Origin of the sequence: Candidatus Poriferisodalis sp. (genome assembly GCF_965208555.1) — a bacterium.
Classification (GTDB): domain Bacteria; phylum Actinomycetota; class Acidimicrobiia; order Acidimicrobiales; family Poriferisodalaceae; genus Poriferisodalis.
Genome location: NZ_OZ242342.1, coordinates 1,158,565 through 1,174,456 on the forward strand (window position 1 = coordinate 1,158,565; position 15,892 = coordinate 1,174,456).

Genomic DNA, 15,892 nt, shown 5'->3' on the forward strand with positions numbered 1-15,892 from the left:
CGTGACCGACCGGGTGCAGGCCGTCGTGATCGGCGGCGGCGTGGTGGGCGCCTCGGTGCTGTACCACCTGACACGGGCCGGCTGGACTGACCTCGTGCTGCTTGAACGCGCCGACCTGACGGCCGGCTCCACCTGGCATGCCGCAGGCGGCATCCATCCCATCAACGCCGATCCGACCGTCGCGAAGCTGCAGAAGTACACCATCGAGCTGTACCGCGACATCGAAGAGGAATCGGGTCAGGACTGCGGCATCCACATGACCGGCGCGATCTTTCTCGCCGACACGCCCGAGCGCCTCGACTGGCTGCAGATGACCGATGCTCGGGGCAAGTACCTGGGCATCGACTCGGAGATGATCCCCATCGAGGAGGCCGCCCGGCTGCTGCCGATCATCGACCCGGACCAGTTCGTGGGCGCGATGCTGGACGCCGAGCACGGTCACGTCGATCCCAGCGGCGTGACCTATGCGTACGCCAGAGCGGCGACGGCCGCCGGTGCGGTGATCCGCCGCCACACCTGGGCCCGCCGCATCGAGCGAACGCCTGACGGCGCCGCCTGGCGCATCGGGCTGTACGACACCTCCCGCGGCGACCTCGCCGGTGCTGCACAGGCTGCAGGCGACGGCGGCTGCGACGAGTGGATCGAGGCGACCCATGTGGTTAACGCCGGGGGGCTCTGGGCACGTGAAGTGGGCCGCATGGTGGGTGTCGAACTGCCCGTGCTCGCGATGGAGCACACCTACGTGATCACTGAGCCCCTCGACGACGTCATCTCCCACAATGAGCGCACCGGCGACGAGGTCATGGGCGCGATCGACTTCGGCGGCGAGATCTACACGCGCCAGGAGGGCCAAGGCCTGCTGGTGGGCACCTACGACCAGGCAGCGGTGGCGTGGCAGCGCCGCCAGACCCCGTGGGACTTCGAGCGGCGGCTGCTGACGCCCGACCTCGAGCGCATCGCGCCGTCGCTGGACACCGCATTCAGGCACTTCCCGCTGCTGGGCGACGCCGGCATCGCTCGCGTGGTCAACGGCCCGTTCACCTTCTCGCCCGATGGGAACCCGCTGGTCGGGCCGATCCGGGGTCTGCCGAACTTCTGGTCAGCTTGCGGGGTGCTGGCCGGACTCTGCCAAGGCGGTGGCGTTGGGCTCGCGCTGTCCAACTGGATGACCACCGGCAATCCCGGCTTCGACGTCTGGGCGATGGATCTCGCCCGGTTCGGCGACTGGGCCACCCGCCCCTACACCGCCGCAAAGGTGCGTGAGAACTACCGGCGGCGCTTCAGCATCGCCTTCCCGAACGAGTTCCTCCCCGAAGGGCGGCCCTTGGCGACCACCTCCATCTATGAACCGCAGCGCGAGGCGGGAGCCGTCTTCGGCGATGTCTACGGCCTGGAGGTGCCGCTGTGGTTCGCACCCGAGGCCGGCGCGGTCGAGGATGTCACCTTCGGTCGTTCCAATGCATGGCCGCACGTGCGTGCAGAGGTGCACGCCGTGCGCCATGACGTCGGTCTCATGGAGACATCGGGATTCGCAAAGTTCCTGGTGGAAGGGCCGGGCGCCCGGGCGTGGCTGACGCACATGCTGGCGGGCAGGCTGCCGCGGCCAGGCCGGATCGCGCTCGCGCCGATGTGCAACGAGCGAGGCAACCTCACCGGCGACCTCACCGTGGCCTGCCTGCCGGCGGCCACCGGGACGCCCGACGGGCCGGTGCACACGGTGACCGGCGGCGCCACCGGCAATGCCGCGACCGCCGAGCGTTTCATCGTCTTCGGTTCGGGCATCGCCGAGCGCTACTACGAGCGCTGGTTCGAAGCGCACCTCGCACGCTGGCGTGAGACATCGACCCCGAATGGAGCAGGGCCGGACGGACCTGTGTGGTATCGCACGCTCGGCACCCAGATGTGCGGTGTCGCCATAGCCGGGCCGAACGCGAGAGATCTGCTGTCGGAGGTGACCGACGCCGACGTTTCCGATGAGGCGATGCGCTTCGGCAGCTTCACGGCCCTGGACGTGGGCTGGGCACGGGCGTGGTGCAGTCGTTTGAGCTACACCGGCGAGCTCGGCTACGAGCTGTGGACCGATGCCGGCTACCTGCGTCACGTCTTCGACCTGCTGATGACCCATGGCCAGGCGCACGGGCTGCGCCTGTTCGGCTTGGCGGCGCTGAACTCGCTTCGGCTCGACAAGAGCTTCGGCAGCTGGGCGCGTGAGTACCGGCCGTCGTACGATCCCTTCGAGGCCGGCCTGGGCCGTTTCGTTCGCTACACCAAGGCTGGCGACGACGGCGCCGACTTCGTCGGGCGGGCAGCACTCATCGACAAATACGGGCCCGGCGGCGCGGCGGCGGGCAGCCGAAGTGCCCCGCCTGGCGCGATGTCGCTGCGTACCTGGACGGTTGACGGCCGGCTCGATGAATCCGGCTTCGACGCCGCCGGCGACGAGCCCATCTATTGCAGCGGCGAACCGGTCGGCTGGGTGACGTCGGGTGGGTTCGCACACCACAGCAATGTGTCGGTCGCCATGGGTTACGTGCCGGCTGAATTGGCGCACGACGATGTCGATTTCGAGATGGAGATTGTCGGAGAAAGACGGGCTGCACACCTTGTCGACGGCTGCCTCTGGGATCCGCTCGGCACCGCAATGCGCCGCTGATTCTGGCCTGTTTCCGACCCACGGCCCCCAACAGTTATTGTGAGACACGGCCACGTCAGTTGTCGGTTTTTCTCGATATCAATGCACCAGAAATCGAAACCTTTATGCCGTATCCGCTGGGATTGCGCGGCGGCTTTCGGAGCGAAGTGGGCCTAGTTGGCATTGCTTCCGAATGCACATACTCTCTTGCACTTCCTGCAAACATACGGAAGCGATTTAGATCAAATGTCGGCGATGCCGTAGCCATGTCTTCACGTCTGGAAATGCACCACTACGAGACCATTGTGGCGGTCTCAGAAACCGGCTCGGTGACTGCCGCGGCCGGCCGGCTTCATGTCAGCCAGTCAGCGGTCAGTCATCGGTTGGCCGAGGCCGAACGGCGGCTGGGCGGTCGGCTGTTCGAGCGCAGACCGTCCCGCGGCATGCAGCCGACTCCGGCGGCCCTTGCCTTGTGCCAAGCCGCTCATCGGGCCATGCCGGACCTCGCGCGGGCCGAGCGCGACTTCATGCGCAGCGTCGGCGGCACGACCGCCACCGTGCGCATCGGGGTGGGCTCCTATGACTGCTACCACTGGCTGGCACAATTCGCGACCGCTTCGGCTGACCGGCTGGAGGGCTTGCTGCTGGAGCTCGTGGTGGTCGGAGACGCTCCGGTGCAGCGACTCGCTGACGGCACAGCCGACTTGGTGCTGGCCCCGGGACCTGCATACGGAAGCTGCGAATCACGGCACCTGTTCACCGACGAACTCGTGCTGATCACTCACCCCGAACACCGTCTCGCCGACCGGACTTGGATCGGCCCTGAAGCAGTCGCCGAAGAGGACTACTTCACCTACAACCGGCAGCCGTCGCCAGGCTTCGAGTACGAGCGATTCCTGCGACCCGCCGGAGTATCGCCCCGGACCATCACGGTGCTCGAGCAGACGGGCGCCATCGCAGAGATGATCGCCGCCGACTTCGGCGTGTCGATACTCAGCAGATGGGCGATGTCGCCATGGCTGGACTCGGGACGGCTGGTGGCCGTTCGCTGCAGCCGCTCAGGGCTCGATCTGGAGTGGTCGGCCCTGACCCGCATCGAGACCGACGACGAGGCGCCCGAACGGCAGGTCGCCGCCGCCATCGTCGACTGGCTCGGCAGCTCCAAGCAGGCCTGAGCAAGGCCGAACTGCTTGTCTTGGGCTGCTTGTCTTGGGCTGCTCAGTCGAGCAATGCCCGGCTGATCACCACGTCTTGGATCTCCGTCGCCCCGTCGACATAGTGGGTCAAGCGGGAAGCAGCCAGGTGCCGCGGCAGCGGATGGTCGCGCCGACCGCCCACCGCGCCCATCACCTGCATGCAGTCCGCCAGGCCTCGCTCGGCGACACGGGTGGCGAACTTCTTGGCGTGCGCTGCGGGGACCGCCGCGGGGCGGCCTTCGGCCACTGCCAGCGCCGCCCGGTAGGCCAGCAGGCGGGCAGCCTCCAGATCGGTCGCCACGTCGGCCAGCTTGAAGCGCACGCCCTGCAGGTCGGCAATGCGGCCGCCGAATGCCTGCCGCTTGCGCACGTAGTCGATGGCGGTTGCGAGGCCGGTGCGCATCATGCCGCAGCACATTGCCGCTACCAGCACCCGGGCGATGTCGATGCCCTCCATGGCCGCAACGAACCCCTCGCCGAGCGGCACCATGACGTCGGCGTCAGACACCCGGCACTCGTCGAAGCGGATCTCATTGGTGCCGATGCCGTGGGCGCCGATGAGCTCGTAGCCGTCGGTCCGTTCGACGCCGTCGGTGCCGCCGTCGATGAGGAACGTCATGATGCCCCGGTGCCCCGCCGCGGGATCGGCCTGCGCGTACACCGACATCACGTCGGCTGCCGTGCCATTGCTGACCCACGCCTTGCGGCCGTCGATGACCCACTCGTCGCCGTCTTTGCGTGCCGCCGTGGTGATCTTGGCGGCATCGCTGCCCACGCCCGGCTCGGTCAGCAGGAAAGCGCCGAGCCGATCGCCGGAGACCAGCGGTCCCAGTGCCCGCTGGCGCATCTCGGCGGGGGCACGCCTGCTCACCGCGCCCGCCAGATTGTTATGGCACACGAGCACGAACGCGATGGCGAAGTCGGCGGCGGCCACCTCTTCGAGCACCCGTGCCAGCCCCACCTGGCTCAGCCCCGAGCCGCCGTCGGCAACGGGCACCAGCAGCCCGCACAGCTGTTCTTTCGCCGCACTCTGAAATGCCTCAGCCGCGAAGCGACGTTCGCGCTCCCAGGTTTCGGCGTGCGGCGCGACAGCCGATCTCGCCCACGCCGCCGCTCGATCCACCACCGCCTGGTCCGGCGCGCTCACCGCTGCGTCGGCCACCTCCGGCATCAGTTCGTGTGTCAGCTCCGTCGGGGGCATGGCGTCAAAGTCGATCGCAGCAGAGGTCATGGCCCGAATCTTGCCATTCGCACGCCAAGCACATGCCGGAGCGGGCGGCGCGACCTGTCAGGCGGGGCCGACGGTCAGCGGCGCCACGCCGGGTCGCCGTACAGTTCGCCAACCGTCGGCGACTGGGCCACCGAGTGCCGAGAAGGGCTGCCGAGATGAGTCCAGAGCGCCCCCGCAGGGGCAATGGCGATCGTGCCGGTGTCCAGCTCGGCGTCGACGAAGCAATCGAACGCATCGGGCGCCGCGCACGCGTCTATGTCGCCCAGGGCTCGGCCACGCCGTTCGGCCTGCTGGCGGCCATCGACGCCGCACACGATCGCTTCGCAGAGCTGGAGTTCGTCAGTGCATTCCTGCTGGAGCGGCCCAAGCCGCTGGATCACCTCGGTAACCCGTTCCGCTGGACCTCGCTGCAGCCCAGCGGCGCTCTCCGCGACGCCCTCGACAGCCCGCACTTCGGCGTGGTCCCGGCCCGCTATTCGGACATCACCGGCCTGGTCGGCCCCGGCGGCGGGCTCGAAGCAGACGTGCTGCTGTGCCAGGCCAGCCCGCCCGACGCGCAGGGCCGCATGAGCCTCGGCACCGGCGTCGGCGGTCACGTCGAGCTGCTGCGGTCCACGCCGCTGGTCATCGCGCAGGTGAACCCGCAGATGCCCTACGTGCACGGCGAGGGCGAATGCCACCGCACTGACTTTGATGGGCTGGTTGAAGTTGACGAGCCGCTGCCGGAGCTGGCACCCGCCGTGGTCGATGAGACCGCGGCGGCAATTGCGGCCCACGTCGGCCAGTTCATCGGCGACGGGACGACGCTGCAATTCGGGATCGGCTCCATCCCCGACGCGGTGCTCTCCAGCCTGACCGACCGCCGGCATCTCGGCCTGCACGGCGGCATGATCAACGACGCCTGCATCGACCTCATCGACAGCGGCGCAGTGGACAACCGCCACAAGGGACCGATCGGCGACGGCGTGAGCGTCGCCGCAGAGGTGATGGGCACACGCCGCCTCTACGACTGGGTCCATCGCAACCCGGCCGTTCAGCTCGTGAACGGCTCGCTGAGCCACGGCATCGAGGGCATCGCCCAGATCCGCAACTTCGTGGCGCTGCAATCAACGGTGCAGATGGCCCTCGACGGCTCAGCCAACTCCGAAATGATCGCTGGCCGCTACATCTCCGGACCCGGCGGGGCGCCCGACTTCGCATTCGGCGCCTGTGTAGCAACCGGCGGCCGGTCCATAGTCGCCATGCCGTCCACCGCAGCCAGCGGACGCATCTCACGCATCGTGGCCCAGCTCGAGCCGGGCGCCCCCACAACGCTGCCGGCCTACACCGCCGACATAGTCGCCACCGAGTACGGCGCCGTAGAACTACGCGGCCGCTCGCTAGAAAAACGGGCGAACCTACTCACCTCAATAGCCCACCCCGACTTCCGCGAAGGCCTGAGCGGTGGGGCACAGATGTGATAGCGGCGGAGGCGGCAGGCGATTCTGCGACGTTGCGACCAGCCGGATCGCTGGTCGCAGAATCGCCTGCCGCCTCCGCCGCGGGCGCAACTACAGCCGGCGAACAGTCGCTGCCTGGCCAGTGGTGCCGTACGCCATGCCAGACATGCGGTGAATGTTCCGAGTGTTGTGCATGCGCCCATGGATGCGCGGGCCAGCGGCGAGCATGGCGCCGTCGACCACGAGCTGCTGGCCGCTCACGAACTTGCTCTCATCGCTGGCCAGGAACAGCGCCATGGACGCGATGTCGGCACCCTCGCCCCGATCCGGCCACGGCTGCATCTCCGACATGACCTCCTCAGCTTGGGCCTCGTTGCCGCTGTGCATCAACGGCGTGAAGATCAGTCCCGGGCAGATGGCGTTGACACGAATGCGGTGAGGCGCCAGTTCCAGTCCAGTGGTCTGCGCCAGGCTGATGACCGCAGCCTTGGCCGCCGAGTACGCCTGCGGTCCGGCACCGCCGCCGACGCCGGCGATCGACGCGGTGTTGATGATGGAGCCGCCGGTGCCCTGGGGGATCATGACCCGAGCCGCATGCTTGGTACCCAGCATCACCGAGCGCACCAGGATGGCGAACGTCTCGTCCCAAGCGTCGACGTCAAGTTCGGTGATGGGCCCGAATGCGCCGCCGATGCCCGCGTTGTTGAACACCACATCCAGCCGGCCGAAGGCGTCGACAGCCAACTCGGTCATGGCGGCGACGTCGTCTTCCACCGACACGTCGGTGCGAGTGAATCGGGCACGATCGCCGCAGCCCGCTGCATCCAGATCGTCCATCAGCGCCCGGCCCGCATCGGCGTTCAAATCGCCGACCACCACCGAGGCGCCCTCGGCAAGGAAGAGCTCGACCGTGGAGCGTCCCATGCCGCTGGCGCCGCCGGTGATCACTGCGGCCTTGCCCTCCAGCCGTCGCCCGGAGTCATCGCTGCTCTCACTCATCGTGCTGTCCTCCCCTGCTGTCGAATATGTCTGTGTCGAATTGGTGGGCGCGATTGTCGCCCATGCAGCGCTGCCGCGCCCCGGCATCGCTGCGCGGCTGCCGTGTGGCACCGTTCCGCTGACGCCCGAGCACTGACGTGAGAGAATCCGAACGGGCACCAGGATTCACCCGGGGGAAATCATGACTACGACCGTCCAGCGCCAGCTCACCGCCGAAGGCGGGCAGCGCCACATGCACGAGGTGCACAAGATCGCTCACGCCGGCGCCGTGGACGCCGACGGCCACATCCTCGAGCCGCCCGACCTGTGGGAGGAATACCTCGAGGACCGCTACAAGGACCGGGCGCTGCGCATCGAGATCGAGCCCGAGCGCGGCCTCGAAGTACTCATGATCGACAACCAGCGCAGCAAGCTGGCCCGCCCCGGCATGGTCTCGACGCTGGGGGCCATGGGTGCCCCCGATCTGCCCGACATCATGTTCAACCCGGATCGCACCTACGTCGGCGAGATCCCCTTCGGTGCCATGGATCCCCACCAGCGGATCGAGCTGCTCGATGCCGAAGGCCTCGACATCGCGGTGTTGCTGCCGACGGTGGGTCTGCTGTGGGAAGCCGAGCTCGAAGATGCCGAGCTGAGCCAGGCCTACACGCGCGCCTACAACCGCTGGATCTGCGAGTTCTGCCGGGATCATTCCGACCGGCTCATTCCCGTCGCCCACATCTCGATGACCGACCCGGTGGCTGCGGCAGCCGAGCTGCGGCGCTCGGTGGCCGACGGAGCACGCGGATGCTTCGTGGCACCGTTCACGCACAGCACCCGCCCGCTCGGTCACCCCGACCACGACCCGGTGTACCAAGCCGCGCAGGATCTCGGCGTGCCGTTCGCCATCCATCCCACCTTCGAGCCCCAGTGGACCAAGGGCACCCGCATGGGCACCTGGGAGCATGTGCGCGAGCTGCGTCTGACGGCGTCGATGACCGCGTCGGACGGGGTGCGGCACCAATTCGTGTCGCTGTTCGACTACGGCGTGTTCGAGCGGTTCCCGGAACTGAAGGTGCTGGTGCTCGAATCGGGCGGCGGCTGGCTCGGCTACTGCCTGGACCGCATCGATGCCGTGTTCGGCCACACCTACACCGGCACCCGAGTGCCGCTCGAGATGAAGCCCAGCGAGTACTTCATGCGGCAAGTGTGGATCTCGTGCGACCCCGACGAGCGCTCCATACCGGCCCTCGCCGAGCGCTACGGGCACGACCGGTTCATGTGGGCCAGCGACTTCCCCCACGCCGACCACACGCCCGAGTACGTGCTCGATCTCGACGAGCTCGTCGACATGTTCCCCGCCGAGTGGCGGCCGGCCTTCATCGGCAACAACGCCCGCCAAGTCTTCGACCTGTAGGAGCTGCGCGGGCAGGTGCGCCCGCAGTCGAGACGGCAGGGCCGGCAGCGATCAGAGCGCGGCCAGCGCTCGGGTGGCGGCATTGACGCCGCACAGGCCGTGTGCGCCCGCTCCGGGCGGCGTCGACGCTGAGCACAAGTAGGCGCCCGGGATGCCGGTGAAGTAGGGATCGCGGGCAACTCGGGGGCGGAACAGCAGCTGGAGGGGCGACGAGGCGCCGCTCAGGATGTCACCGCCGACGAAGTTGGGGTTGTAGACCGACATCTCGGTCGCCGAGCGCACCGCCGTTCCGACTACCTGCTCGGAGAAGCCGGGAGCGAATCGCTCGATCTGGGCGACGATCGCCGCGGTCGCGTCGCCGGTGTAGCCGTGGGGGACGTGCGCGTAGGTCCACAGCGGGTGGACCTCGCCGACCGAGCGGGAAGGGTCGGCCAGGTACTGCTGGCCCACCAGCACGAACGGCCGCTCAGGCATCCGGCCGCGATGGACTGCCAGTTCGTTGTCGAACACCTCGCGCGCATCCCCGCCCAGATGCACGGTGCCGGCGTCGCCGGCAGCCGGTGCCCGCCACGGCACATCGCCCTCGATCGCGAAGTCGACCTTGAACGCCCCAGGGCCGTGACGGAACCGCCGGTAAGCACGGGCGACCCGACGCGGCAACCGGTCGCCCAAGATGTCGGCGGCGATCGACGGCGACACATCGAGCAGCAGCAGGTCCGTCGGCGCCAGCTCGGCGGCCGAGCGAACCCGCATCCCGGTCTCGACCCGCCCCCCGTGTGCGGTCAGGTCGGCAACGAGTGCGTCCGCTATCGCCTGCGAACCGCCCTCGGCGACAACCCAGCCGTACTGGTGGCCCGCCGCCAGGATCATCAGGCCCACCGCGCTGGACATGGGGCTGTCCAGGCGCCAGAACGCGTGTGCAGCAACGCCTGCCCACAGCGCCCGAACTCGCTCGCTGCGCCAGAAGCGGCCCACGACCGTGGCGGGCGTCGCAGACACCGCTCCGAACCGGGCGGTCAGCAGCGGATGGCGTGGCACCCGCAGCAGCGGCTGCGTGATGTCGTCGAACAGTGCATCGAGGTCTTTGGTCAGCGCCCCGAAGAGCTGGCGCCAGCGCGCGCCGTCGCCGCCAAGCCCCTCCGCGGTCTGCGCAATGGATCGGTACAGCACGCCGGCTGAGCCGTCGTCGAGCGGATGCGCGCAGTCAACCGCCGGCGCGCACCAGCGCAGACCCAGCGCCTCGGAGTCAAGCCCACGCAGAAACGGTGACGCCGCAGCTACCGGGTGCACAGCGGAGCACTGGTCGTGAATCAGGCCCGGCACGATGGCCTCGGCGCTGCGCGTGCCACCCCCGATGGTGTCCGCCGCCTCCAGCACGGTCACGTCCACGCCTGCACGCGCCAAGTGGACCGCAGCGGCCAGCCCATTCGGCCCGCTGCCGACGACGGTCGCCGTCGTCACCGCGTCAGCCGGTGTCGGCTGGGGGCATCACGACGCCGTCGGCCGTCTGGCGGGGGATCAGCCAAGTTCCGTCGTGGTCGATGGACGGCACTTTGCGGGCATTGCCGGGATGCGGCACGCCCTGGGGCTCGTAGCCCTCCTTCCGCCACGTCACCGTGTGGGGAATCGGGCCGTCAGGCAGCCATGGCTGTGAGTTGTAGGCGTCGTCGTGGCGGTACCAGCCCTTCTCGACGGTCCCCAAGGCTGCGTCGATCACCCGGTACTGCACCCTGTTGGTGTACGCCGGCCGCGACTCGGTGAACACCGCGATCACATCGCCGGGCTCGTACTGGCACCGCTCCTGCCACGCCGCGATCAGCCGCTCGTCAAGGCAGTGCCCGTCGCCGAAGTTCCACCCCGTCAGCACGTTGCTCAAGAACTCGCCCTCGCGCTGGATGCGCTTGTCCAGGTCGTCGACGTGGCACATCAGGCCCGAGATGTGCATGCGGCCCATCGGGTGCATCATGCGGAACGCCACGGCTTTCTGAATGAAGATCTCCGAGATCTCAGGACCGAACAGCGGCTCGAGCTGGTCGATCTGGTTGTCGGCGGACTTCACGATCTTGTCGTTGATCCGGTCTTCGATCTCCTTGTTGCGAAGCGAGAACGTCGCTGCCGCCCAGTTGCCGGCGTACTGCTTCATGCCCACCAGGAAGCTCACGTACTGCGGGCGGAAGGCGCCGAGCACGATGGGCGACAGCGCCGCGATCAGCACCACGACCAGCAGCACCGGCTCCATGTCCCACACCGCGTAGCCGTTTCCGGCGTGGAAGTTCGAGAACAAGAACGCTGAGCAGAAGATGAAGAACACGTTCCACTCGAGCGGAACCGCCAGCGGGAACGTCGAGATGATGAAGGTGTGCAGCATCCAGATGGACACGATGGCAATCCACGTCGCCCATCCCCACGGAGAGAACAGCAGCACCAACGGCATGATCAGCTCGCAGGTGGTGCCGCCGATATGGGCCAGCAAATGCGTCGTTCGAGCCGGCCGGATGTCGCGGGGATAGTCCTTGACTGTCGCTTTGCGGAATCGGTCCCACACCACCCACGGCGTGTTCTGCACCATGATCGACACCGTCGAAGAGAACCCGTGCTGCAGCTTCGAGAAACCGGCGCCCATCCAGATGATGACGATGAAGACCTTGGCGGCGATGATCATGTCGACGAAGTTGCTGAACAGCGAGAAGCACAGCAGCGTGGGCACGTACTGCTCGGCCCGCGACGACAGGAAGATGATCTTGTCGCGCATGGCCATCAGCAGGATCAAGCCGCAGTAGATCAGCGTCGCCCACTGCGGCAAGATGCCGGTGCGGCCGTCGGGCAGCCCGTCCACCTGCTCGGGTGACAGCACCAGCAGCAGGATCAGGCTGGCCAGGATCAGCTTGTACAGCCCGGTGTCCCAGGGCGTGCGGCGATTGCCCTTGGTGAACGGCACATGGTTGGGGTACGGCGGCACTCGCAGGGTGTCGTTCTGCCACCAGTAGAGGATTCCCCCGATGGGCGGGTCGAAGTGAAAGGCCAGCGGGCCGCAGGTGGCCGCCAGTCCCGTGATCTCGAGCAGGATCGTCCAGATCATCAGCTTCTGGTAGAGGATCGGCTCGTCCCACCAGCCGCCGATGTCGTTGAATTCGAGCCCGGCGGTGAACGCGCCGGCCACGATCAACCCGAACAGCGCGTACAGGAAGATCTTCCACGCATAGAACGTGCCGGTCTGCTTGGGCGTCCCGAATCCGTGCTCGACCCAGTGCAGCTGCAGCAGCTTCATCCGCTCGAAGAACGGAATCTTCGCAAACTCGTCGAGATCGACATCGGGCAGCTCAGCGGTGCGATACCCCATGGTGATTACCTCTTTCGGCGGACCATCGCCGCGTGTCGTCGTTGTCGTTCGCGTTCGAAATAGAAGTCGTCCTCGGCAGCGGTACGGGTCGAGGCAAGCTTGCCGGACAGCCGTGTCAGCTCGCGCTCGCGCACCCGCAGGCGCCGCCACGCCTTCCGCTTGTTCTTGCGCCGCAGACGCTCGATGTGATCTTCCTCGGTCTCCGACGTGCCGGTCAGGTACGTCTCCTCGATCTCGTCGAGACGGCTGAGGGCTTCGGCAGCGGGCAGTTCCAGCAGGATCTGGCCGCGGGCCATCAGGTACATGCGGTCAGACACCTGCAGCGCCTTGCGGGCGTGCTGCTCGACGATCAGCGCGCCAGTGCCCGTGGTGTCGGCCACCTTGCGGACCGCTCCCAGCAGCCGATCGACGACGATCGGCGCCAGCCCGAGCGACAGCTCGTCGGCCAGCAGAATCGACGGTTGACGGCTGAGCGCCCGTGCCAGCGCAAGCATCTGCTGCTCGCCGCCCGACAGCATGCCGCCACGCACCCCCAGCCGAGGCTCCAGCTCGGGAAACAGCTCCAGCGCTGCCTCCACCGAACCACCGCCCACGCGCAGATTGTCCCGAGCCGACAGCTTGGTGAACACCAAGCGCTCCTCGGTCACCAGCCCGATTCCCCCTCGCCGGATGCGCTGATACATGGGCGTGAACGTCGGCGTGTTGCCGAACATCACGATCCCGTCGACAGGCGTCAGCTCTCCGGCGATGGTCAGCAACGTGGTGGTCTTGCCCGCGCCGTTCGGCCCGAGCAGGCAGACCACCTCGCCCTGGTGGACCTTCAGGTTCACTCCCTGGACGACTGCCCGGTTGAGGTACCCGCACTTGAGGCTTCGCGTCTGCAGCAGCGGCCTCATGCGCCGCCTCCCGCAGCTTGCGTCGTGCGGGCCTCGCGCTCGATGTCGTGCTCGTCGGCCTCGGTTCCCAGGTATGCGGCCACGACGGCCGGGTCGAGACGGATTTCCTCTGGGCTGCCGACTGCGATCTTGTTGCCGAAGTCCAGCACCACCACCTCGTCGCACACCTCGTTGACGAAGTTCATGTCGTGCTCGACCACCAGCACCGCGATGCCCCAGTCCTGGGCCAGGCGGCGAACCACCTCGGCCAGCTCCTCGCTCTCGGCGGTGCTCAGGCCGGCGGCCGGCTCGTCAAGCAGCAGCACACTTGGATGCATCGCCACCGCCCGGGCAATCGCCAGCAGACGGTGCTTGCCGTAGGAGAGGTCCTTCACGTCGCGGTGCAGGTCGCCGTCGAGCTGGAACTCGATGATCGCCCGCACGACCTCAGGGGGGAACGGCGGGTTCGACGGCGCCACCAGATCACGCAGGTACGACCGCATGTCCTGGGGGTCGGCGGCGACGCTGATGTTCTCGAACACCGTCGCGTCCTCGAACAGCTCGAGCGTCTGGAACGACCGGGCGATCCCGTTGCGGGCACGCTTGGAGGGTGCCATTCGCGAGATGTCCTCGCCGTCGAGCACCACTCGGCCCTCGGCCGGTGTGAAACCACACACGGCGTCAATCAGCGACGTCTTGCCAGCGCCGTTCGGGCCAATCAGCCCCGTGATGGTGCCCGGCGTGAGGTTGAAGCTGACATCGTTGACCGCCACGACTGCTCCGTAGCGCACGGTCATGTTCTCGATACTCAGCACGCGAGCCGGAACCTTCGACTGTTCGCTCCCAGCGGCGTTCGGATCGGAGACGTCTTCCAGTTCGATGAAGTAGGAGCGGCCCCACTTGCGGGCCCGCTTGACCAGCCGAAAGATCTTCACCCACTCGGCTGCGACACCGTCCTTGTACCCGAGCACCATGAGCAAGATGGCGATGCCGCTGATGAGCTGGGTCCAGCGGCCCACCCCATCCCATGTCGATTCGAGCACTTCCTGGCTGAAGGCTGCGGTGGCCATGGTGGCGCCCACGAACGCACCCAGCAGGTGGCCGACGCCGCCCACGATGGCCAGGCCCACAAAGAGAATGGAGGTGAGGTTGGTGAACGAGGTATAGCTGACCGAGGTCAGCCGGAATGCCAGCACGATCCCGCCCAGCGCCGCAATTGCCGAGCTGAGCGAGAAGGCGAACAGCTTCGCCTTGGGCACGTCGATGCCGAGCGCTGTAGCGGCCCGCTCGTTGGTTCGGATGGCCAGCAGGCGCCGCCCGCTGCGCCCACGACGCACGTTCGACACCACCCACACCGCCAGCAGCGCCATGGCCAGCACGAAGAGGCCGTACCGCTCGGGGTAGCGAATGGAGCCGATGTCGAAGCCGAACAGATCGGGGCTGCCCACCTGGGTGCCCTGCACGCCGCCGGTGTATTCGCGGTTGCGGAACAGCATCAGCTCGATGGTGGTGCCGAGTCCCAGTGTGACGATTGCCAAGTTGATGCCGCGGGTTCGCGCAGCCGGCAAGGCGAAGATGAATCCCAGCGGCACCGCTGCGGCGACGCCGACGACAAGCGCCAGCAGGAACGGGATGTCGAACACCGCGACGAGCCGTCCTGACACGTACGCGCCGAAGCCCGCGATGGTGTACTGCGCCAGCGAGAGCTGGCCCGCGTAGCCAGTCAGCAGCACGATCGACAACAGCACGATCGATACGCCCATCGTGACGGTCAGGGCGTCGATCCACTTGGCCTGCTTGGTGAGCATCAGGAATGCCACCGTCCCGATGCCGAAGATCGTCCAGTCCCACGACATGCGCCCGTTGCCGATCATCGGCAGCTCGCGCAAGAAGTAGTCCCGCAGCGGCAGCGACCGGCCCTTGAACACCAGCACGGCCACAATCACCAGGAAGGGCAGCGACGGCCCCAGCCCTTGCTGGTCGACGTAGCGGCCCACGAGTGTCTGACCGACGCCCAGCGCCAGACCGGCGGCGGTGGCGATGGGGAACGACCGGAAGTCGCCGACCAGCGCCGCGGCCAAGGCTGCGAGCACCAGCGATGTCATGGCCGTGACCTGCAACGTGATGATGGGCACCACCAAGATGCCCGCGACGGCAGCGATGGCCGAGCCCAGTGCCCAGTTCTGGATGGCGATCGCATTGGGCGACAAGCCGATGGCCGAAGCGGCTCGCTCGCTCTCGGACACTGCCTCGGTGGCGAGGCCGAAGTGGCTCCGTCGATACATCGACCACAGCAGCACTGCGAACACGCATGCCACGCCGAACAGGATCAGCCGGTCGACGGTGATGGCCACCTCGCCCCACAGCGTCACCCGGTTGGTGGGCAGCCAGCTGGCCACCTGGCGTGCGTTGGAGCCATAGCGGATGACCACGCCGGCCTGGATCAATATCAGCACGCCCAATGTGGCGATGACGCGGATCAGCGTGCTGGCGCGACGCAGCGGCCGCATGATCACCCAGTGCGTGAGGGCGCCGAGCAGCGCTGACAGCGCGACGCCGGTCAGCGCCGCCAGCAGGAACGGCCAACCGGCCCGGTTCTGCAGCTCCCACTGCAGGAAGACGCCCGCTATGGCGGTAGCGCCAAGGGAGAAGTTCAGTACGCCGGTGCCGCGGTATACCACGATCAGGCCTTGGGAGGCCAGCGCGTACAACGCACCGACCCCGAAACCCAGCAGAGCGAAGCGAATGACTTCGTCCAATGGTTCCCCCGTCGCAGCGGCGCTA

Annotated in this window: 10 protein-coding genes; 4 read left to right on the forward strand and 6 right to left on the reverse strand. The window is 67.5% G+C overall.

Annotated elements, in window-relative coordinates; all coding sequences use genetic code 11:
- Position 1: 1 nt before the first annotated feature.
- Together ACOGXE_RS05380 and ACOGXE_RS05385 are read left to right on the forward strand one after the other, a co-directional pair.
- Positions 2–2,653, forward strand: a complete 2,652-nt coding sequence (locus ACOGXE_RS05380) for a GcvT family protein (protein ID WP_419932921.1) — start codon at positions 2–4, stop codon at positions 2,651–2,653.
- Positions 2,654–2,898: 245 nt separating this feature from the next.
- Positions 2,899–3,807 carry a LysR family transcriptional regulator gene (locus ACOGXE_RS05385; RefSeq protein ID WP_419932922.1) on the forward strand — a complete coding sequence of 303 codons (909 nt, stop codon included), beginning with the start codon at positions 2,899–2,901 and terminating at the stop codon, positions 3,805–3,807.
- 43 nt (positions 3,808–3,850) lie between these two features.
- On the opposite strand, the gene ACOGXE_RS05390 is transcribed toward ACOGXE_RS05385, so the two are convergent.
- Positions 3,851–5,059 carry an acyl-CoA dehydrogenase family protein gene (locus tag ACOGXE_RS05390; protein ID WP_419932923.1) on the reverse strand — a complete coding sequence of 403 codons (1,209 nt, stop codon included), beginning with the start codon at positions 5,057–5,059 and terminating at the stop codon, positions 3,851–3,853.
- Between the two features lie 155 nt (positions 5,060–5,214).
- Between ACOGXE_RS05390 and ACOGXE_RS05395 the strand changes: the two genes are divergently transcribed.
- Entirely contained in the window at positions 5,215–6,519 is a 1,305-nt protein-coding gene (locus tag ACOGXE_RS05395) for an acetyl-CoA hydrolase/transferase family protein (protein WP_419932924.1), read from the forward strand.
- Between the two features lie 90 nt (positions 6,520–6,609).
- Here the strand turns inward: ACOGXE_RS05395 and ACOGXE_RS05400 are convergent, their stop codons facing one another.
- A complete protein-coding gene (locus ACOGXE_RS05400; protein ID WP_419932925.1) occupies positions 6,610–7,497 on the reverse strand; it encodes an SDR family NAD(P)-dependent oxidoreductase in 888 nt (295 codons plus the stop codon).
- 181 nt (positions 7,498–7,678) lie between these two features.
- On the opposite strand from ACOGXE_RS05400, the gene ACOGXE_RS05405 reads away from it, so the two are divergent.
- On the forward strand, positions 7,679–8,893 hold the full coding sequence (locus ACOGXE_RS05405) for an amidohydrolase family protein (RefSeq protein WP_419932926.1): 1,215 nt from the start codon (positions 7,679–7,681) through the stop codon (positions 8,891–8,893).
- Between the two features lie 51 nt (positions 8,894–8,944).
- Here the strand turns inward: ACOGXE_RS05405 and ACOGXE_RS05410 are convergent, their stop codons facing one another.
- The 4 genes from ACOGXE_RS05410 to ACOGXE_RS05425 are packed head-to-tail and all read right to left on the reverse strand — an operon-like array spanning position 8,945 to position 15,867.
- A complete protein-coding gene (locus ACOGXE_RS05410) occupies positions 8,945–10,354 on the reverse strand; it encodes a phytoene desaturase family protein (protein WP_419932927.1) in 1,410 nt (469 codons plus the stop codon).
- 4 nt (positions 10,355–10,358) lie between these two features.
- Positions 10,359–12,233, reverse strand: coding sequence for a DUF3556 domain-containing protein (locus tag ACOGXE_RS05415; RefSeq protein WP_419932928.1), 1,875 nt, complete (start codon positions 12,231–12,233; stop codon positions 10,359–10,361).
- Positions 12,234–12,238: 5 nt separating this feature from the next.
- Positions 12,239–13,129: an ABC transporter ATP-binding protein gene (locus ACOGXE_RS05420; protein ID WP_419932929.1), complete on the reverse strand. Its 891-nt coding sequence runs from the start codon at positions 13,127–13,129 to the stop codon at positions 12,239–12,241.
- Complete coding sequence (locus tag ACOGXE_RS05425) at positions 13,126–15,867, reverse strand: ABC transporter permease subunit (protein ID WP_419932930.1); 2,742 nt, start codon at positions 15,865–15,867, stop codon at positions 13,126–13,128. The genes ACOGXE_RS05420 and ACOGXE_RS05425 overlap by 4 nt, the downstream gene beginning before the upstream one ends.
- Between the last annotated feature and the right edge of the window lie 25 nt (positions 15,868–15,892).